We start from the raw sequence: 20,564 nt of genomic DNA, 5'->3' as shown, positions 1-20,564 counted from the left end.
TGGATGACATGGATGATTTTGGTTTTTGGGATGAAGTGTTAGAAGAAATCGAAAATAACTGGAAAAGTTTTTTCACCATAGAGAAAATGAGTTCAAGAGAAGGATTTCAAATCATGGAAGACTTTGTGGATGAGTTGAAGGATAGCTATTTCAAGGATAATCTGATCAAAATATTGGACAGAAAAAGTCCATTTGCCAATTTCAAATCCGAAGTGGAATCCTCAGAAGTCAGGGAGCAATGGTTTGCATTTCGGGACGCAGCCTATGTGGAATATGTGCAGGAGGAATTGGAAATGAATGATGTGGCCTTTGAGAAATGAATGGTCTATCAGTTATAACTTGATTAAAACAGCAAATTGTATTGACCATCAAACTCACTTCTTACCACTATGAAAAATCCCCTTTTTATCGTATCAAGCCTGATCTTATCTTTCATTTTGGGCTTTTATCTCAACGCCACCTTGCTGGTTCCAAAAGAATCTGAATACTCTCCTTTATCCAATAACCAATCCAATTCACCTATGGAAAATATCAAATTGGGGGCTTTTTCGGTAAGCCTCAGTGTCAAAGACCTCAATGTCTCTAAAGAGTTTTATGAAAATCTTGGCTTCTCTGTATTTGCGGGAAGTATGGAAACGAATTACCTGATCATGAAAAATGAAGATACTTTGATCGGACTGTTTCATGGCATGTTTGAAGGCAATATTTTGACCTTTAATCCAGGATGGGATCAAAACGCAAATACAGTTGAAGACTTTGACGATGTGCGGTCAATTCAACAACATCTGAAAGATAAAGGAATCAAATTGGAAACTGAAGCGGATGAGAAAACTTCAGGTCCGGCAAGCCTGATGTTGAAAGATCCTGATGGAAATTTGATTTTGCTGGACCAGCACATATAAAATATCCCAAAAGTAAGTAAATCTGTCAGACCTAAGGATTGTATTTTTTGTCATTTGAATAAACTATTTGGTGATTAAATTTCCAAAAATCAAGATTTCGATTTTTCCTATACCAATCCTATCGCAAACTTCTATTATATTAGAAACTTATTGAATTTGGGGATTTCCTGTTTGATGGTCAAAATGAACCACCTAAACTTAAATTGATCAAAATGATAGATTTTAAACTGAATATTCTTAATCTGTTTTTAATATTGGTTGCTGCTTGGCTGGGAGGTATTGCCTCCAAGAGGTTGGGCTATCCGCCAATATTGGGTGAACTTATCATAGGGATTCTACTTGGACCAACACTTCTGGGCATTATCAAAGAAACCGAAACTATTAAAGTTCTGGCAGAAATAGGCATAACCTTGTTGATGGTCTATATTGGGATAGAAATTGATTTTACGGATCTGAAAAAAGCATCCTGGGCAGGTTTGTTGGCTGCAATAGGAGGCTTTATAGTGCCCTTTGCACTTGGATATTATACCATCATCTATTTTGGAGGAACACCGACATCCGGATTGTTTGTTGCAATTGCAGTTGGAGTGACCTCCCTTGCGACCAAAAGCAGGATTTTGGTGGATCTAAAATTATTAAACACCAGGATAGCCTATGTGCTGATGGCAGGAGCACTGATATCAGATACACTTGCATTGGTGATTTTTGCAGGGATTGTCAGTTTTGCCGATGCCGGTTCCTTGGATATGGCAGGGCTGTTATTGGTTCTGGGCAAAGCTATTTTGTTTTTTGCTGCTACCATCATCCTGGGTAATTACATTTTGCCGATTCTTGGAAAAAGAGTCTCTCGTTTCAAAAATCAAAGCAGCACACTGTATTTCACCCTGATTCTGATCATTGCCTTTGGATATGCCGAACTCGCCGAACTTGCTGGCCTACACAGTATTTTGGGGGCATTTATGGCAGGGTTGTTTATCAGGGATAACCTGTTTCCCAAAAACATCGCCCGCGAGGTTCAGAAATCGTTTTTTGATGTTTCCATAGGATTTATGGCCCCTATTTTCTTTGTGTCCGCAGGATTCAATGTCAATATCAATGTGTTTCAAACTGACCTTGTGATGTTGCTGGCTATTATTTTTGTAGCTATTGTCGGTAAAATATTTGGGACCATGTTTTTTTATTTGCCAAGTGGTCACGGTTGGAGAGAAGGAATTACCGTGGGCTCGGGTATGAATGGAAGAGGGGCGGTAGAAATCATCATAGCCGGCATAGGATTGGAGATGGGAATCATCAACCAAAATATATTTTCAATTTTAGTTTTTATGGCAATTTTCACTACCCTAACCGTACCATTTATGCTCAAATGGACGACTTCTTGGTTACGATCCAGAGGGGAGTTGGTACAGGTTGACGGCAGGAAGGGCATTGTCATCCTGGGAGTAAACCCTGTTAGTCTTTTAATGGGCAAACACCTCAATGAAAGGGATCCCATAGTTCACATGGTGGATGCAAATATTGAAATGGTAGAATTGGCCCGACAAAAAGGTTTTGATTGCACCCATGGAAATGCGCTCAAAGACATAGTGATGCAGCAGGCGAAAGCGGATGAGAGTACTGTATTTGTGGGTTTGACTGTAAATAGTGAGGTGAATCTGCTGGCAGCCCAGATAGCTAGAGAAAATTTTTATATCTATAACAATTACATTCTTCTGACCATGGATGAAGAAGGGGCTGGTAAGTCCATTCTCGAAGCAATAAAGGCTTCTACAGTTTTTGCCATGAAAGTACATTTGGAACCTTGGAACCAAAAAATCCAATCGGGTGATTTTTTAGAAAAACAACATACGGTCATCAACAAGATCAGAACAAGGGATTGGGTGATCCAGCACGGTAAGAGCAAAATATTGCCTTTGGTTATACAGGACAATGAAGGAAAGAAAAGGGTATTTCAATATGAAGATGAAATCCTATCTGGTGAGACTGTGATTTATATTTCTTGATAATCTGTTTTTTTTACAGGTCAATTGAATCTCATGTTTGTTCAATCGGGACATCGTTTATCTTCACATTAAAATTGGTTTATTATATTAGGTTTGTTAAAATATCAATTCTTGTCATATTTGTTTTTATTGCTTTTGGGTTCGATTTAATAACTTAAATTGCCTAAAGCTAAATTAACTGGATAACTGGCATCATTGTGGATTATTATTTTTTAAAATTAACTTCTATCAATTATGAAATGGCTAGGCAGACGTAAAAGCAGTAATATTGATGACCGTAGAGGTCAAAGACCACAGAATTTTGGAGGAGGCGGGGGAGGCATCAATCCAATGATGTTGGCTCCGTTATTGAAAATCCTGTTTTCCAAAACAGGGCTGGTGATTATTGCGGCTTTTTTTCTTATCACATGGTTGACAGGTACAAATCCGCTTTCCCTGCTTTCACAATTTACAGGCGGGGGGCAGGTTACCCAATTGGCAAATTATCAACCGTCTGCTGAGGAAGAAGAATTGGCCCAAATGACAGCTGTGGTATTGGCGGATACTGAAGATGTCTGGAACCAACTGATGGATGGATATAGAGAGCCAACATTGGTGTTATTTTCCGGTCAGGTAGAATCAGCCTGTGGATTTGCATCTTCCGCATCAGGCCCTTTTTATTGTCCTGGAGATGAAAAGGTATATATAGATTTGAGTTTTTTTCAAGATATGGGTAAAAAGTTGGGAGCCCCGGGGGATTTTGCTCAAGCATATGTAATCGCCCATGAGGTAGGGCATCATGTGCAAAGATTGGATGGAACATTGGAAATGGTGCAATCCAAAAAGGGAAAGATTCCTGAACCTGAATTCAACAGGTTGATGGTGCGATTGGAACTGCAGGCAGATTTCTATGCAGGTATATGGGCACATCACACCCAAAGAGTACAAAAATTTATGGAACCGGGAGACCTGGAAGAGGCATTAAATGCTGCAAGTGCGGTCGGAGACGACAGGTTACAAAAGCAGGCCACTGGAAGAATTGTTCCTGATTCGTTTACCCATGGAACTTCCGAGCAAAGGGCGAGATGGTTCAAAAAAGGTTTTGATACAGGGGATGTCAGAGACGGCGACACATTTAATGCTAGGAATTTATAAATAAATTTGATTATTGTTTCCTAAGACAATGTGATTGATGAAGATTTGATTCTACTTTGGACGGATGTGGAAAAAAGAATCATCATATGTTCAGATATTTTGGGCAGGCTTATGCGAAAAATAGCGGTAGAGGTAGAAACCAAATTTTTTATACTTGAGCTTTCTACCTATTATCTCTTAGCTTTGCATTCCGAATCAAATAGCCAATTCATTTTGATTAATCCCTTTCCCCAAATAAAATAAATAGTAGTCTTTCAACTTTCCAATCTTATGAAAATCCTGATAATCGATGAAATGCATTTGAGTATTATTCCTTTGTTGGAAAATGTAGGTTACAAAGTTGATTATAAACCTGAAATAGAAAGACCAGCGATTGAGGCTTCCATAGATGAATATGTAGGACTCATTATCAGGTCAAAAACTCCAATGGACAAGCCTCTATTGGAAAAAGCTTCTAACTTAAAGTTTATTGGTAGGGCAGGGGCAGGACTGGATAAGATTGACCTGAAATATTTGGAAAAAAGAGATATTAAGTTATTTCATGCGGCTGAAGGGAATAGAGACGCTGTTGGAGAACAGGCGATTGGAATGCTTTTGTCTTTGTTCAACCATATTGGAAAGGCAGATCAGGAGATTAGGAAAGGTATTTGGAAACGGGAAGAAAACAGGGGTGAGGAACTGCAGGGAAAGACATTTGGAATCATTGGCTATGGTAATGTGGGTGAGGCAATTGCCAGAAAACTCTCTGGGTTTGATGTGAATATTTTGGCTTATGATAAATACAAAAGCGGTTTCGGAACATTTCATGTCACAGAAGTTGGGTTCAGGCAATTGCAGGAAGAGGTGGATATACTTAGCATGCATGTGCCCTTGACTCCTGAGACCAGAAATTTTCTGACTATGGAAGTTTTGGAGCAGTTTGAAAAGCCTTTTTACTTTATTAATACTGCCCGCGGTGAAATCATCTCCTTTGATACATTGAATGAGGCTATTGACAAGGGTATTATCCTTGGAGCTGTTTTGGATGTTTTGGAAAATGAAAAATTCTCTACTTTTACTAAGACCCAAAAGAATGCTTTTGAAAAATTAGCTTCTAGGCACAATGTGGTTTTCAGTCCACATATCGCAGGATGGACCCATCAATCCTACGAAAAGATCAATCAGGTGTTGGTTGGAAAGATAAAGGGAGCGGGGTTTTAAAAAGGTTGCTTTTTACAAAAGCATCTAAGAGAGAAGAAGGCTTTGCCGTGTCACTTCTTGTTCCCGACATTTTTAAATTGTTCAGAAAAGGAATGACATCAAGTTACCCTCTAGGCAGCCGTCATTCTGAGGCACGAAGAATCTCCAGAGGTTCTATTTATGTTAATTTTATAATTTCCTGATCCTTAAGAGACCCCCCGAAAGCATCGAGGCAGGCTTTCCTACGCATGACGGCTGCTCCGATTTATGTCATTGGTTCGGCAGGAGAAGTCTACACCCTGAGGCATGACAGATTTCTCTCTACGGTCGAAATGACAAGGATAGGTTAATTGTAGTAGCAATCAAAGCAAGGACTGCTTTATAATTAAAATCTTTATAAGCTATAAATCAACTGTTTGAGAATAACTTTTTATATTTCAAACCCAAAACAATAAACCTATGAATTCCAAACTTTCAGACCAAGAAAAATCCCCGCTACAAAACATCGAGGAATGGGAAGACGACCTTTTGGTGAGGTATCCTGAACCCAAATCAAAACAGGCAAAAGCAAAGGATGATTACAGAAACTATCATGATTCGGAAAGGGCGGATACTGTGCGGGAATTCTATAGGCTGAATCATACTTACCAAACCTATGACTTCGTACTTGAAAAAGAAAGGGAGTTTTTGAAGTTTGAGAAAAAAGAAATGCCTTTTTGGGATGCAGTGGATTACCTCAATACCCTTGTGGATGATTCAGATCCTGATACAAACTTGGACCAATTACAACATCTCGTCCAGACTTCTGAAGCCATCAGGCAGGACGGTCATCCTGATTGGTTTGTGTTGACAGGATTTATCCATGATTTGGGCAAGGTACTCTGTTTATTTGGAGAACCTCAATGGGCGGTTGTCGGAGATACTTTCCCGGTAGGCTGTCAACATGCTAAAGCCATAGTTTACCCAGAATATTTTGAGGCCAACCCTGATTCCAAAGACGAACGCTTCAATACCAAATATGGGGTATACAAACCCAACTGTGGATTGGACAATGTGAAAATGTCTTGGGGGCATGATGAATACCTATATCAAATGGTCAAAGATTACATGCCCGAACCTGCCCTCTATATGATCCGCTATCATTCCTTCTATGCGCAACATAGGGAAAATGCTTATGACCATTTGCTTAATGACCATGACCGGGAGATGTTCAAATGGGTGGACAAATTCAATCCCTATGATCTTTATTCAAAAGTCCCTGTTCCACCTGATGCCAAAGCCCTGAGACCTTACTATGAGGATTTGGTGGCGAAGTATTTGCCGGGGATTTTGAGATTTTAGAGTTGGTTTTTTGGTCAAGAACCAAGAGCCAAGAGGTTCAAAGTATGAAGTGACAAGTACCATGTACCAAGTAGGAAGTCCGAAGTAGGAGGTTGGAAGTTCCACATATGACTTCCGACTTAACTCATTTTAACTACCCCAAAATATCCATTTAATATCCACCTCTATCTATCAATATCCACCAATATCAATCATTATCCCCAACCCAGTAATACCTAAATGCTCACCACCCTTTCCTTCCTTGGATTCACTTTTTTTGTAGCTTTCTATTCTTGGTATAGATTAAGAAAGGATGATATCAGCTCCAAAGAGGGGTATTTTTTAGGAGGGAGAACTTTGACCGGAGGGGTGATCGCAGGATCCATGATTCTGACCAATATTTCCACAGAGCATCTGATAGGAATGAACGGGTCTGCGTATAAAAACGGAATGATCATCATTGCTTGGGAAGTTACTTCTGCCATTGCCTTGGTGATTGCAGCCCTTTATTTTATTCCGATTTACCTCAGGATGGGTTTGACCACCATTCCACAATATCTGGAAAGTAGGTACGATGCCACAACAAAAACCATTGTAGCGTTGCTGTTGATGCTGTCCTTCGTGGTGACATTGCTCCCTATTGTGCTATACACAGGGGCTATTAACTTGGAAAGTGTCTTTAATGTCTCGGAAGTTTTACAAGTCAGCAAATCTGAAGGTATTTGGTTGACAGTGATTACTATTGGAGTGATAGGATCCATTTATGCCATTTTTGGGGGCTTAAAAGCAGTTGCTATTTCAGATACGGTCAATGCTGTAGGTCTGATGATAGGGGGCTTGCTGGTTCCGGTATTTGCCCTTTGGGATATAGGCAATGGCAATATTCTCCATGGCATGAATAGGGTTTACGAGACTGTTCCGGAAAAATTCAATGTAATTGGTGCGGAGGATTCCGTGATGCCCTTTAGTACATTATTTACCGGTCTGATAATCAATCAGCTATATTTTTGGGGAATGAATCAAACCATTATTCAAAGGGCATTGGGAGCAAAGAATATGGCTGAGGCCCAAAAAGGGTTATTGTTTACAGGGATTTTCAAAATTCTGATTCCTTTGATTATTGTGCTGCCAGGAATCATTGCCTTTTACTATTATGGTGATCAATACTTTGGTGATCAGGATTATATCTATCCCGTATTGTTGAAAAAAGTATTGCCCTTAAGTTTGGTTGGTTTTTTTGCGGCAGTGGTATTGGGGGCCATTCTGAGTACATTCAATTCGGTGCTCAATTCAGCGGCAACAATCTTCAGCTTGGATATTTATAAAAAAATCATCTCCCCCAAGACGTCTGACAGAAACTTGGTCAGGGTGGGAAGATGGAGTTCACTGGTCCTTGCAGTTGTGGCAATTCTGGTGGCACCGACGGTGGCCAATGCACCTGAGGGGTTGTACCAATTGATGCAGCAACTGAACGGAATTTTCTTTATCCCGATCGCATCTGTTTTGATTGCAGGTTTCTTTTTACCACAGATTTCTGCGACAGGTGCAAAAGTAGGATTGGTAACAGGGTTGACTTTTTATTTATTGACCACTTTTGTGATGGAAGTCAATCTGCACTTTATCCATATTTGGGGGATAGAGTTTGTGCTCAATTTGTTGGTGATGTATTTGGTTAGCTTAAGTTTCTCGCCAATTACCAAACCAACTTCTAGATTCAATAGTCCCCTTGATTTAAGGGAATGGAAATACGCCAAATCCCTTTCTGCTTTTCTTTGTTTAGTGACATTGCTGATTTATTATTGGCTGGGGAGTTGATCTACCAAAGTTCGATTTGCTTATTTCTGAGCAATTTATTGACACTTGAGTTTTTCTTTTTCAACCTAAAATTGCTTTCTCCTTGAGTAATTGTTATCTTTGGCCCATACAAATAGCGAAAGCATAAAAGAAACGGTTTCAGCAATGAAACCGTTCTTTTATTTTTCAAAGCCATAGTAAATTTAATGTCATGGGAAACATACAGTATTACACTGAAGAGGGTCTGAAAAAATTAAAGGATGACCTTCAGGAGTTAAAGACGAAAGGAAGACACGATATTGCCAAGCAAATTGCCGAAGCAAGGGATAAGGGCGACCTAAGTGAAAACGCGGAATATGATGCTGCCAAAGATGCCCAAGGGCTTCTTGAATTGAAAATAGCCAAATTGGAAGGAGTGGTAGGAAATGCCCGTGTGATGGATAATTCAAGAATGGATACCTCTAAGGTTGGTATCCTGAGCACTGTTAAAATCAAAAATGTCAAAAACGGTATGACCGTTACCTATACTTTGGTTTCTGAGGAAGAAGCTGACCTAAAGGCCGGTAAGATTTCATTGGCATCTCCTTTTGGAAAAGGGCTTAATGGGAAATCCAAAGGTGATATTGCCCAAATCCAGGCTCCGGCAGGAACTCTGGAATTTGAAATTCTGGATATTTCTTACTAAAATTTTATTCTCCCGATGGTTTCTCCTTCGGGATTTTTTATTTTTACACCTATGGCATCAATCTTCACTAAAATCATCAACCGAGAAATCCCTGCAGAAATCATTGCTGAGGACGAACACTACATTGCTTTTCTGGATATCATGCCTTTAGTCAAAGGACATGTCCTGGTAGTTCCAAAAAAGGAGGTAGATTATATTTTTGATCTCGATGACCAAACCCTGGCAGGTCTCCATGTTTTTTCAAAAAAAGTAGCAAAAGCAATCGATAAAACCATTAAGTGCACGAGAGTAGGGGTAGCAGTAATCGGATTGGAAGTTCCCCATGTTCATGTGCATCTCGTTCCACTCAGAACCATGGATGACATCAACTTCACCCGTCCTAAACTTAAACTCAGCAAGGAAGAGTTGGCTGAAATAGGGGAAAGGATTAGGGTTCAGTTTTCAATAGGCAGTATTCAGTAGGCAGTTTACAGTGGGCAGTGATCAGTTTACAGTGATCAGTTTTCAGTAGGCAGTCACAGTTTGGAGTTGACTCATGCTCTGGAATTTAACAGTGATGGGTTTAGGATTGCAGTTTACAATGTGTCAGAAGGAGGTTGTCATTTGTCATTAGCAGCAGGAATTGATTCAGTTTGAAAAAGGAAGTTTAAAACAGTGGTTTAAGGTTTTTTTGAACCGAATTTTTCAGGGTGCTGCATCATAAAATTTATTAATTTTCCAATCTCCTGATTCTGTTGAAGTAATTTTTCGTATTCATCGTCCCTTAGGTATTTGCATGCTATTGCAAAATCAAGCCAGACTCCGGTTTCACTGTTTTCCATATCTGCATCACTCAATTTTGAAACAAAATGAAGGGGGTATTGTCTTTTTCTGTAAGCCTCTGAAACATTAACGCATACAGACCTACTACTTCTTCTGATCTGATCAGTCAGGGATTATCTTTCTTCTTTTGGAAATATTTTTGATAGTTCAAAAATATCCATTGTCAAAATAAAAGCCTTCTTATAAGCCAACAAATCCTTGAAATCCATATTAACCAATTACAATTCCTAAAAAAACTTTATTTCAGTAAATCACCCACTTTCAATTAATCAGTGCAAACTGAAGACCCTTAACTGTAGACTGACACACAAACTGCCTACTCAACACTTAGCTACTGCGACTACTTACTGAAAACTGCTCATTTCAAACTGGACTCTGAAAGCTGAAATTAACCCACTTGATTCCGACAACTGAACACTACCCACTGAACACACAAACTGCCAACTAATTAAAACTGCCCCCCTGCCAACTGCGACTGCATACTGAAAACTACTGCAAACTGAAAACTGCCTACTGCCAACTGAACACTGCTCACTGCCTACTGCACCCCAATCGCCTTCCAAACCTCACTCTCCCCATACTTTGGCGTTCCGCCTTCTTTTGTTGCTACAAAAGCCCCCATGGCACAAGCAAATTGGAGGATTTCATCAGGAGTTTTTCCTTCCAGGTAGCTTTTGATAAAACCAGCTAAAAAAGCATCACCTGAACCAACTGTGTCTTCTACTTTAACTTTGTAGCCTGAATGTTGAAAGATATTTCCCTCTTGGTAAATCATCGCACCTTTAGAACCTAAAGTGATGCAGACCATTTTTACAGGAAAATGGGTCGTCAGCAAATTGCAACATGCTTTGACATCTGGCGCTATTCCAAAATAATCTGCCACAACCTCCAGTTCATCTTCATTGATCTTGAGGATTTCAGTAAAGCCTAGCATGATCTCAATTTTTTCAAAATCATAAAATGGTGCCCTAAGATTGATATCGAAGACTTTGAGTGTTGGTTGGTGCAAAAGTTGGTAGAGTGTTTCCCAACTGCTTTTATTCCTTATTGCCAAGCTCCCGAAAATGAAAGCATCTGCATTGGAAACAGCATCTTTGTTTTTCTCATTCAGCTCAATAAAATCCCATGCCACAGGTGAAACAATAGTATACTTGATGTTTTCAGGATCTTCATTATGTACTTTCACAGTTCCTGTAGCATGTTCCTCATCAATCTGAATAAGGGCATTATCGAAATCGAAGGATTGGATGAAGTCCAAGTATTTTTTTCCATACGCATCTTTTCCTAACCTTGAAATCATTTGAACATCCAAACCCAACTGTTTCAAGTGCAGTGCCACGTTCATAGGGGCCCCACCGGGAATTTCTTTGTCAGGGAAACAATCCCACAACATTTCACCATAACAAACAACTTTTTTAGACATGGCTTTTCTGTAATTCTTTTTGTATTTCTTCCAAGGATTTTCCTTTTGTTTCCGGCATACGGAAGGCTACCCATATCAATTGCAACACCATCATCAATGCAAAGAATGCAAAAATACTTCCCGCCCCGAATTTGCTGGCAAAGAAGGGGAATAGGTTTGCAATAAGTGCAGCCAATATCCAATGGGTAAAAGAACCCAATGATTGACCGAAAGCCCGTAGTTCGTTAGGGAAAATTTCAGCTATAAATACCCATATCACTGAACCTTGTCCTATAGCATGTGAGGCTATGAATACGAAGACAAAATAGGGCAGGAGGGTATTGCTGATTGCACCCCCAAAATAACTGTAAGCCATCAGGGAAAGTGAAATGATATATCCGACCGAACCTATATACATCAGCATTTTTCTTCCAATCTTATCAATGAGATAAAGACCGAGCATCGTTGCCACTAGATTGATGACACCTATACCAATGGTGGAAAGCAAAGCATCCTCTGTGGCAATCCCCGCAGATTCAAATATCCTTGGGGCGAAATATATGATGGCATTGATGCCTGACATCTGATTGAAGAAAGCCATCAAAAAAGCAAAAAAGGAGATTTTCCTGAATTTTGGATTGAATAGGGCAGTAGCATCAACTTTGCCTCTGATTTCTTTGCTTTCTGCTATTGCCAACACCATCGCCTCATCAACCCCATCAGGGTCAGTTTTGGTCAGGATTTCCCTTGCCATTTCAAAATCTTGCTTTTTAGCTATCAGCCATCTAGGGCTTTTAGGAACTTTTACAATCAAAATACTATAAATCAGCGCAGGAATTGCTTCTACACCAAGCATCCATCTCCATGCTTCATTCAGATTGGCAGTCCCTATCAGGTAATTAGAGAAATAAGCCATGAGGATGCCAAATACAATATTAAACTGGTAAAGGGCCACCAATTGTCCCCGTCTTTTTGCAGGAGCTATTTCCGAAATGTACATCGGCGCTACCACTGAGGAGGCACCTACTCCCAAGCCACCGATAAACCGAAATATCATAAATGTGTTGACATCATTGGCCAAAGCAGAACCAACAGCAGAAATCAAATAAAATACCCCGATCCAAAGGAGAGAATTTTTCCTACCGAATTTATCAGCTGGAATACCTCCAAAAAGCGCTCCAATCACTGTTCCGTATAAGGCCATGGCAACAGCTAAGCCATGACTCCAATCATCCAAACCCCAAAGATCCTGAATATCTCTTTCAGCCCCAGAAATGACAGCGGTGTCGAAGCCAAATAAAAATCCGCCCAAGGCTGCTGTAACTGATAGGAAAAGAACGTAATTTTTACTTTGCATGGTAATAGTTATTTGGGTTAAGGATTAAAAATAACCAGAAGTATGGGATTTAAAAATCCAATTTCTGAATTTTCTTGTGCATTTCAGGTATCATCAGCAAGGCTGCAGACCCATACCATTCTTTCAGGTCCATTTTCAGCACACCCGCTTTGACTGCTGGATCGGTGTTGGTCAGTACTTCTGCTTCTTCTTTGGAGTCAACGTCAAAAATAAAAATACCTCTCATGGCTTCATTTCCCAAAAAGGGTCCCGCCAAAATGAGCTTTTCCATTTCGGCCAGTTTATTAATATTGACCATATGTCCTTTTTGGATTTCTTTTCTTTCCTCAGGTGTATATTCAGATACCCTGTCACCTGAATACAGAAATGCAATCACAAATTTCCGCATGCCATAATCATCTGCCTGAAGTTTTAAGGCAAGTTCAGGATCATAAGATTCGCTCTGTCCTTTTGTTGTTAAAGGGAAAAGAACAATTGTGGAAAGACAAAATACTATCAAAATCTTCTTCATCGTATTTGGGGTTATTGTATGATCAAAGATACAGTGTCTGCTTTAGTTCGAATTTTGAGCCATTGTTCAAATCGTTGTTTTTCCTGTTTGGATGGAGTCTGCTTGAATTTGGCAAATGCCAACAATAGTGTATCCTGTCTATCTTCTTTCAAATTAGCCATGATTGCCCTGTTCACTGTAAAGTTCTCCAAATTTGGGTAATGGATTTTTGCTTCCTTTGCAAGGTCAACTACCTGATTGCTGCTTCTGCTATATTCAGATAGTTCTCTTTCCAGTAGATTTATTTTTTGGTCTTTATCCTGGATCAATAGCTCATTTCTTTCATAAAGATCTTTTAGAATATCTGACCTTAATAGATTCATATCAGTGCCGGAATCCCCACTCTGCTTGAGATACAGATGGGTGTTTGTCAATTTAAAAGCATCTAATCTTTTTTTGATTCGGATAATTTCCTCCTCTTCGATTCTTTCTCCTATTAAACTTATTTCAATGACACTACTATCTGAATCATATAATAATGTACTTGCAATGATCTGGGTTCTCGGTAAATCAAATTCAGTACTTATAAACTGCTTGACGCTTTTTTCCCAGAATGTCCGTTTGACAATATTGTATGCAAGATATACACTGGGAATAATGGTAAGCAAAGTGAATAAGGTAATATATGATCGAACAGTTTTTTCCCGTTTTCTGTCCATAAATTCCTTTTTGGGAAATTTCATAAACCGGACAATCAGGTATGTTGAAAGACTGATGAAAACCGAATTGATAAAGAACAGATAAAAAGCACCGAAAAAATAATAAAGATTACCTGTGGCCAAACCATAACCTGCCGTACACAGAGGAGGCATTAGGGCCGTTGCAATGGCTACACCGGGGATGGCATTGCTTTTCTCTTTTCTTGACCCTGCTACTATCCCTGCTAGTCCCCCGAATAGGGCAATCAAGACATCCCAAATGGTTGGTTCTGTTCTTGCCAACAATTCAGATTGGGCATCATCTAGTGGGGTAAAGGAGAAGTAAATCGTACTCGTTAAGATACTGATCAAAACAGCAATTCCCAGGTTTTTCATTGACTTTTTGAGTAGCTCAAAGTCATTGATTCCTGCCGCAAGTCCGATCCCCATAATAGGGCCCATCAGGGGTGATATTAACATGGCACCGATGATCACGGCTGTGGAATTTACATTCAAACCAACCGATGCCACAAAGATGGCAAAGATGAGAATCCAAAGATTTGCCCCTTTGAATTCCACATTTTTTTTGATGTAATCAATGGTTTCAAGCTCGTCCTCTTTACCCTCGTGGAGGTCAAACCTATCCTTGAAAAATATCAGTATCATTAGAATCCTATTTCTCAAACTGATTGGCTTTTTATTTTCTCCCATGCTTTTTGAACCTTAAATCAAAAAGCAATCTATGCAAAAAACCTAAATCTGGGATATACGGATGAAATTGTTTTATCAAAAAATTAAAACAAAAATAGGAGGGAGGGATAAATAACTGAATTTAAGAGTATTTGTAATAATTTATTGTACCCTAACTATTAAATCAAATCTCTGATTGAATAAAAGGATTATAACCAGTTGATATAAAATGAATTATAGCGCATTTAGTTATGTCTAAATTTGCTAAGCCTAAATAAATTAGGTTTAACTAAAAAAAAGGAATCTCACAAAAAATCCAATGACACTTGGATATGTTATTATATTTGTATGAAGCAATTCTACATTCATAGTTTTAAACAATGGTTTTGGAGAAGGATTGTGGTTTTATTTGAAATTTAATTTATAGACCCAAACAATTTTGAGGAATGACAAAATCGATCAACAAATTAGTTTTTGTGGATGATGATAAAATCCAACATATGATCAACCGCAAAAATCTTTTGCGGATAAAGCCTGATATTGAACTGTTTTTCTTTGAAAATCCTTTTGAAGCATTGGACTGGTTGAAGATCAATGAAGCAGATCTTCTGATTTTGGATGTCAACATGCCTGAGATGCAGGGTTGGGATTTTCTCGAAGAACTTGTGAAAACAGGGAATAAGATCCGTGTAAAAATGCTTACCTCCTCCATGGACCCCATGGATGTTGTAATCAGTGAAAAATACGATCAGGTATCCGGATTTCTAGTTAAGCCGTTACAGACTGATGTATTGATGGAGATGTTAGGATTTGAAGTCTAAAGTTCCTTGGGATTTGTTTGTTTTGGTAAATAGAATTATTGTTCCATATGGCAGAAAGAAATGAAGTGAGTAGACCCGTAATTACAAAAAAATTGGATGAGTTTTTTTCAGGACTTGCCAAGGCTTTTAGGTTTGTAAAAAGGTTTTTCCAAGAGGTATGGTTTCCTCCTTATGAGATAAAAGAAATTTTGAGACAATCATACGAGATAGGCTATCGTTCTCTGCCCCTGATTTCTTTGACTGGTTTTATTATCGGAATTGTTTTCACAAATCAGTCGAGGCCCTCCTTGGCAGAGTTTGGTGCGACATCTTGGTTGCCCGCTTTAATTTCCATTGCAGTTGTCAGGGCCTTAGGTCCTTTGGTGACCGCTTTGATAGCCTCTGGAAAAGTAGGTTCAAGTATAGGTGCGGAGATAGGTTCCATGAATGTGACCGAGCAGATTGATGCCATGGAAGTTTCTGCGATAAATCCATTCAAATATTTGGTAATTACAAGAACGCTTGCAGCTACATTTATGATACCTATATTGGTAATGTACACAGATTTCGTAGCCTTGATGGGTTCTTTTCTAAGTGTCAATGTCAATGAATTGGTGAGTATGTCAACATTCTTTGTACAAGTATTTGAGGCGATATCCTTTTTGGATATTTTCTCTTCAGTCATCAAGTCATTGATCTTCGGTTTTACTATTGGAATTGTGGGATGCTATAAAGGATATAATTCTTCAAGGGGAACTGAAGGGGTAGGTCAGGCTGCAAATTCAGCAGTGGTAATGTCTATGTTCTTAATATTCGTGGAGGAGCTTTTGATTATGCAAATTGTAAATGCCATTCGTTATGCATAATGAACAAAATTTAGTTGTTGAGATAAAAGATCTTGTAAAATCCTTCGGAGACAATCATGTTCTCAAAGGTGTTGACCTGAATCTTTATAAAGGAGAAAATCTGGTTGTCTTAGGAAAATCTGGAAGTGGCAAGTCTGTTCTTATCAAATTGATGGTTGGTCTTCTAAAGCAGGATGAGGGTTTAATAAAAATTTTCGGAATTGATACTGCGGGGTTGAAATTAAAGGATTTGAACAAGCTGAGATTGAGGATAGGTTTTTCTTTTCAGGCATCTGCCCTTTATGACAGTATGACTGTAAGAGAAAATCTCGAGTTTCCATTAGTGAGAAATACTAAAAACCTTACAAGAAAAGAAATTGACACGAAAGTAGAGGAATTGTTAGATGCCGTAGCATTACCAAATACTATCAATCAGATGCCTTCTGAGCTGTCAGGAGGACAAAAGAAAAGAATTGGGATTGCAAGAACATTGATTCTGAATCCTGAAATTATGCTATACGATGAGCCTACGGCAGGTCTCGATCCTGTCACCTGTATCGAAATCAATAACCTGATCAATGAAGTAAGGGAAAGATTCAAGACTTCCTCCATCGTCATTACGCATGATTTGACCTGCGCCAAACAAACAGGCGATCGAATGGCGGTTTTAATTGAAGGACAATTTAATTCTGTCGGTACTTTCGAGAAAGTTTTTGAAGAAGCTACCGACCAACAAGTAAAATCATTTTACGACTATAATTTTATCAGATAATGAGAAATGATAATAAAAAATCCGTAATAGTGGGCATTTTTGTCCTAGTCGGAATCGTCATCTTCATAGCGGGAATCCTTACTATGGGTGGTCAGCAAAAGAAATTTGTAAAAAGTATCAGACTCAATGCGGTCTTCGATGATATTGGTGGGTTGCAGACCGGTAACAACGTCTGGTTTTCGGGTGTAAAAATCGGTACGGTCAGAAAAATCAATTTTTATGGGGAATCTCAAGTGGAAATAGTCATGAGTGTAGAAAATGAGGCCCAAGATTATATCCGTAAGGATTCTAAGGCTACCATTGGCTCTGACGGATTGATCGGAAACAAGATTATAGTAATCTATGGGGGAACTACACAAGCACCGCCCGTGGAGGACGGGGATAGGCTAATAGCAGTAATGCCTTTGGACACGGATAAAATGATGTCCACACTTCAGGAGAACAACAAGAATCTTGTGACAATTACTGAAAACCTTAAAGTACTGACCACTAAAATAGCAGAAGGTAAAGGTATGGTAGGAGCAGTGATGACAGATAGTCTTTTGGCTGAAAGTTTCAAAAATACAATGACAGCTTTTGAAAGAGCTGCTGTAAGGAGCAACGTAGTGATCAGTGATATCAATAAAATTACCGCAAACCTCTATAAAGAGGGGACGCTATTGCATGATCTGACCAATGACAAAGAAACCTATCAAAACCTGAAATCCTCTGTGGAAGGTTTAAAGGCTACCGTAGAAAATACCAAGGAGCTATCAGAAGATTTGAAAGTGACTATGGACAAGTTGAATACCAATGATAATGTAATGGGTTTGTTGCTCAATGATACTGAATTCGCCGAAAACCTAAGAAGTACTATGGTCAATACAGACAGTGCCACCATGAATCTGAACAAGGGACTTGAGGCTTTGGAATATACTTGGCCTTTCCGAAGAGGTTTCAAAAGAATGGAAAAAGCCAATAATTGATATATTTTTCTAAACTGAGAAAGCCCGTTATCTTACAATAACGGACCCTCTCGGTTTAGGAAAATAATTTGATTTTTTATTAGCCCATAAATGGGTTTGTAGATTCTTATTCAATTTTTTTATAAACTTTATAAAGGAAAAATGTAGATTATGAACTTATAATTAAAAATTTCCGATGAGTTCAAATATTAATATCTCCAATATCCAATATCCTTAAATATCTAATAATTAATAGTTTATAAATAGATATGGATTGGGAATTTAAAGTGGAAATGGATTTTTAAGATCCTTCCTATTTCCCGTTTGCAATTTTTTGGTCAGCTTCTTCCTTTTCTTCCTCCTCTGCTTCGAAATTTTCATTGTCGTTCATTGGTTTCAATGAAAACCCGGCACTTATCGGAAAATGATCCGAACCAATATTATGATGGATTTTGAGATTGTCCAGTGTAAAATGTTTGCTGACAAAGATATGGTCCAGAGGCCACCTGAGAAAAAAGTACTTGGCGTGGAAGGTGTTGAACATACCTCTGCCTCTTCTAGGATCCAATAAACCACTAATTTTGAGAAACAACTCACTGGTATAGGACCACCCCACATCATTGAGATCACCCATGACCAAAGTAGGCTTATCGTAATGCTTAACTTTTTTTCCCACCAATAAAATCTCTGCATCTCTTTCTGTACTTGTCGGATTCTCACTTGGCACAGGAGGTGTTGGATGTATGGCAAAAATCTTCACATTGTCGCCACTTTGCAATTTTACCAAAGCTTCTATGGATGGTATTTCCTGATCAATCAGGTGTTGGACTTCATATTCCAAAATTGGTAGTTTGGAGTAGAATAACATACCATAGGTATTTTCCTGAGGAATTTCCACGAAATGAGGGTGGCTATTTTTGAATTCACTCATTTCTTTAGCCCAATTCAGGTCAGTTTCGGCTAATAATAAAATATCTGGATCTTCTCTTTGGATGAGCTTAAGTGCTTTTTGGTAATCTTTGTTGTACTGATACACATTAATCACCATCACTGAAATAGTAGGAAAATCAGAACCTGATCCTGTATCTTTCACCATTTTCGGGGAAAATATTGTAAAAGGATATATCTGATACATTTGAAAAATTGCCATCATCACAACTCCTATAAAAAGTATGTAATCCAATTTCCCGAAATCACTGAAACCCAAAAAAAGCCATAAAACCAAAATGATCAAACAAACAAACAACTTTTGGAATCTTGGATAATCGAATACCCTGAAGATCCAATGATCATTTTTGATAATAGGAATCAAACCTGCTATCAAAATTAATACACTTAGAATTTCTAATACCGTTTTCATGCAAATTCCTGAGCTTAAATATAAATAATCGACAATGAAAACCTATCTTCTGATAATGAAACAAGTAAAATTAGGTAAATTGAGAATTATTAGTAGTTGAATGAAGTTATAACAATGAATTCTTTTTTACCATAACAAAATTATATAATAATGAAGATACTCCCACAAGAAACCAAGAAAACGCTGAAATCCAAAAAGGGAACCTACAATTATTGGAGTTTAATTGCACTTCAGGAAGAAGGGTACAAAATAGACACACTTCCTTTTTCTATCAGGATACTTTTAGAAAATGCTCTCCGGAATTTTGATGATTTTGGAATTACCAAAGAACACATTGAAACCTTGGCTACCTGGTCTCCCGAACCTTCTGATAAAGATATTCCCTTCAAACCAGCAAGAGTTCTGATGCAGGATTTTACAGGTGTTCCCGCTGTTGTGGATATTGCTTCTCTTCGTGCTGAGGCCACCAGAAAGGGGAAAGATCCCCAAAAAATCAACCCTTTGATCCCTGTCGATTTGGTGATTGACCATTCTGTACAAGTGGATTATTTCGGAACCAACTATTCCTATCAAAAAAATGTAGAGGTGGAATATGAGAGAAACGGAGAACGGTATCAGTTTTTGAAATGGGCACAGAAAGCCTTTGATAATTTTTCTGTAGTTCCCCCAGGTATGGGAATCTGTCATCAGGTGAATCTTGAATACCTGGCCCAAGGTGTCATCGCAAGAGATGGTGATGCATTTCCGGATACTTTGGTAGGGACTGATTCCCATACACCAATGGTCAATGGTATAGGTGTAATTGCTTGGGGAGTGGGTGGAATTGAAGCAGAGGCAGCAATTTTAGGCCAGCCCATTTACTTTATCATGCCGGAAGTTGTCGGCCTGAAGCTAACAGGAAAACTACCTTTGGGGACTACGGCGACAGATATGGTACTGACCATAACCGAATTGCTCAGAAGACATGGCGTTGTAGGTAAGTTTGTGGAAGTTTTTGGTTCTGGCCTAGATAACCTGACGGTTCCAGACAGAGCTACGATTTCCAATATGTCTCCGGAATTTGGGTGTACTGTTACTTACTTTCCCATTGATGAAAGGACTTTGGATTATATGAAGAAGACCAATAGATCAGAAGATCAGATTCAATTGGTAGAAGACTACAGTAAAGCCAATATGCTGTGGAGGCAAGGTGAAGATAGAATCAAGTACAGTTCCGTTGTAGAATTGGATCTTTCTACGGTCGAGCCTACTGTTTCTGGGCCAAAAAGACCACAGGATAAAATCTTGGTAAGGGAGTTCAAAGCCAAATTCGGTGAATTATTGGAAAAAGTCCACGGAAGAGAATATATACCAATTGATAAAAGAGAAGT

General features: G+C 38.8%; 20 protein-coding genes. 14 read left to right on the top strand and 6 right to left on the bottom strand.

Annotated elements, in window-relative coordinates:
- The 9 genes from ACEW8U_RS10970 to ACEW8U_RS10930 form a co-directional block, all read left to right on the top strand.
- A partial coding sequence (locus tag ACEW8U_RS10970; RefSeq protein ID WP_373522083.1) for a UPF0158 family protein occupies window positions 1-320 on the top strand: 320 nt, incomplete at its 5' end.
- Window positions 321-389: 69 nt separating this feature from the next.
- Window positions 390-902 carry a VOC family protein gene (locus tag ACEW8U_RS10965; RefSeq protein ID WP_373522082.1) on the top strand — a complete coding sequence of 171 codons (513 nt, stop codon included), beginning with the start codon at window positions 390-392 and terminating at the stop codon, window positions 900-902.
- A 212-nt stretch (window positions 903-1,114) separates the two neighbouring features.
- Window positions 1,115-2,902 (top strand): cation:proton antiporter, encoded by a 1,788-nt coding sequence (locus ACEW8U_RS10960; protein ID WP_373522081.1) that lies wholly within the window; start codon window positions 1,115-1,117, stop codon window positions 2,900-2,902.
- A gap of 234 nt (window positions 2,903-3,136) precedes the next feature.
- Window positions 3,137-4,036 (top strand): neutral zinc metallopeptidase, encoded by a 900-nt coding sequence (locus tag ACEW8U_RS10955; protein WP_373522080.1) that lies wholly within the window; start codon window positions 3,137-3,139, stop codon window positions 4,034-4,036.
- Window positions 4,037-4,306: 270 nt separating this feature from the next.
- Window positions 4,307-5,236, top strand: a complete 930-nt coding sequence (locus tag ACEW8U_RS10950; protein ID WP_373522079.1) for an NAD(P)-dependent oxidoreductase — start codon at window positions 4,307-4,309, stop codon at window positions 5,234-5,236.
- Window positions 5,237-5,674: 438 nt separating this feature from the next.
- Window positions 5,675-6,556 carry an inositol oxygenase family protein gene (locus ACEW8U_RS10945; protein ID WP_373522078.1) on the top strand — a complete coding sequence of 294 codons (882 nt, stop codon included), beginning with the start codon at window positions 5,675-5,677 and terminating at the stop codon, window positions 6,554-6,556.
- A 219-nt stretch (window positions 6,557-6,775) separates the two neighbouring features.
- Window positions 6,776-8,350 carry a solute:sodium symporter family transporter gene (locus ACEW8U_RS10940; RefSeq protein WP_373522077.1) on the top strand — a complete coding sequence of 525 codons (1,575 nt, stop codon included), beginning with the start codon at window positions 6,776-6,778 and terminating at the stop codon, window positions 8,348-8,350.
- A gap of 190 nt (window positions 8,351-8,540) precedes the next feature.
- Window positions 8,541-9,014, top strand: coding sequence for a transcription elongation factor GreA (gene greA, locus ACEW8U_RS10935; protein ID WP_373522076.1), 474 nt, complete (start codon window positions 8,541-8,543; stop codon window positions 9,012-9,014).
- 51 nt (window positions 9,015-9,065) lie between these two features.
- On the top strand, window positions 9,066-9,476 hold the full coding sequence (locus tag ACEW8U_RS10930) for an HIT family protein (RefSeq protein ID WP_373522075.1): 411 nt from the start codon (window positions 9,066-9,068) through the stop codon (window positions 9,474-9,476).
- A gap of 197 nt (window positions 9,477-9,673) precedes the next feature.
- On the opposite strand, the gene ACEW8U_RS10925 is transcribed toward ACEW8U_RS10930, so the two are convergent.
- The 5 genes from ACEW8U_RS10925 to ACEW8U_RS10905 form a co-directional block, all read right to left on the bottom strand.
- Entirely contained in the window at window positions 9,674-9,946 is a 273-nt protein-coding gene (locus ACEW8U_RS10925; RefSeq protein ID WP_373522084.1) for a four helix bundle protein, read from the bottom strand.
- 428 nt (window positions 9,947-10,374) lie between these two features.
- Window positions 10,375-11,259 (bottom strand): carbohydrate kinase, encoded by an 885-nt coding sequence (locus ACEW8U_RS10920; protein ID WP_373522074.1) that lies wholly within the window; start codon window positions 11,257-11,259, stop codon window positions 10,375-10,377.
- The gene (locus ACEW8U_RS10915; protein ID WP_373522073.1) at window positions 11,252-12,595 is read right to left on the bottom strand and encodes a sugar porter family MFS transporter; all 1,344 of its coding nucleotides are present in this window, start codon (window positions 12,593-12,595) and stop codon (window positions 11,252-11,254) included. Before ACEW8U_RS10915 ends, ACEW8U_RS10920 begins: the two co-directional genes overlap by 8 nt.
- 49 nt (window positions 12,596-12,644) lie before the next feature.
- Window positions 12,645-13,106 (bottom strand): YciI family protein, encoded by a 462-nt coding sequence (locus ACEW8U_RS10910; protein ID WP_373522072.1) that lies wholly within the window; start codon window positions 13,104-13,106, stop codon window positions 12,645-12,647.
- An 11-nt stretch (window positions 13,107-13,117) separates the two neighbouring features.
- On the bottom strand, window positions 13,118-14,494 hold the full coding sequence (locus ACEW8U_RS10905) for a TIGR00341 family protein (protein WP_373522071.1): 1,377 nt from the start codon (window positions 14,492-14,494) through the stop codon (window positions 13,118-13,120).
- A 425-nt stretch (window positions 14,495-14,919) separates the two neighbouring features.
- Here ACEW8U_RS10905 and ACEW8U_RS10900 point away from each other — a divergent pair, with 425 nt between their 5' ends.
- Genes ACEW8U_RS10900 through ACEW8U_RS10885 form a run of 4 tightly spaced genes read left to right on the top strand, consistent with a single transcriptional unit; the run spans window position 14,920 to window position 17,855 of the window.
- The gene (locus ACEW8U_RS10900) at window positions 14,920-15,294 is read left to right on the top strand and encodes a response regulator (protein ID WP_373522070.1); all 375 of its coding nucleotides are present in this window, start codon (window positions 14,920-14,922) and stop codon (window positions 15,292-15,294) included.
- Between the two features lie 47 nt (window positions 15,295-15,341).
- On the top strand, window positions 15,342-16,139 hold the full coding sequence (locus ACEW8U_RS10895; protein WP_373522069.1) for an MlaE family ABC transporter permease: 798 nt from the start codon (window positions 15,342-15,344) through the stop codon (window positions 16,137-16,139).
- Window positions 16,132-16,890, top strand: coding sequence for an ABC transporter ATP-binding protein (locus ACEW8U_RS10890; RefSeq protein WP_373522068.1), 759 nt, complete (start codon window positions 16,132-16,134; stop codon window positions 16,888-16,890). The genes ACEW8U_RS10895 and ACEW8U_RS10890 overlap by 8 nt, the downstream gene beginning before the upstream one ends.
- Window positions 16,890-17,855: an MlaD family protein gene (locus ACEW8U_RS10885; protein WP_373522067.1), complete on the top strand. Its 966-nt coding sequence runs from the start codon at window positions 16,890-16,892 to the stop codon at window positions 17,853-17,855. The genes ACEW8U_RS10890 and ACEW8U_RS10885 overlap by 1 nt, the downstream gene beginning before the upstream one ends.
- Before the next feature lie 292 nt (window positions 17,856-18,147).
- Here the strand turns inward: ACEW8U_RS10885 and ACEW8U_RS10880 are convergent, their stop codons facing one another.
- Complete coding sequence (locus ACEW8U_RS10880; protein WP_373522066.1) at window positions 18,148-19,194, bottom strand: endonuclease/exonuclease/phosphatase family protein; 1,047 nt, start codon at window positions 19,192-19,194, stop codon at window positions 18,148-18,150.
- 150 nt (window positions 19,195-19,344) lie between these two features.
- Here ACEW8U_RS10880 and ACEW8U_RS10875 point away from each other — a divergent pair.
- The coding region (locus tag ACEW8U_RS10875; RefSeq protein WP_373522065.1) for an aconitate hydratase at window positions 19,345-20,564 on the top strand (1,220 nt) is incomplete at its 3' end.

This window comes from Aquiflexum sp., assembly GCF_041751335.1.
Classification (GTDB): domain Bacteria; phylum Bacteroidota; class Bacteroidia; order Cytophagales; family Cyclobacteriaceae; genus Aquiflexum.
Note: the sequence above shows the minus strand (reverse complement) of the source record. Positions and strands in the feature narration are given on the sequence as shown.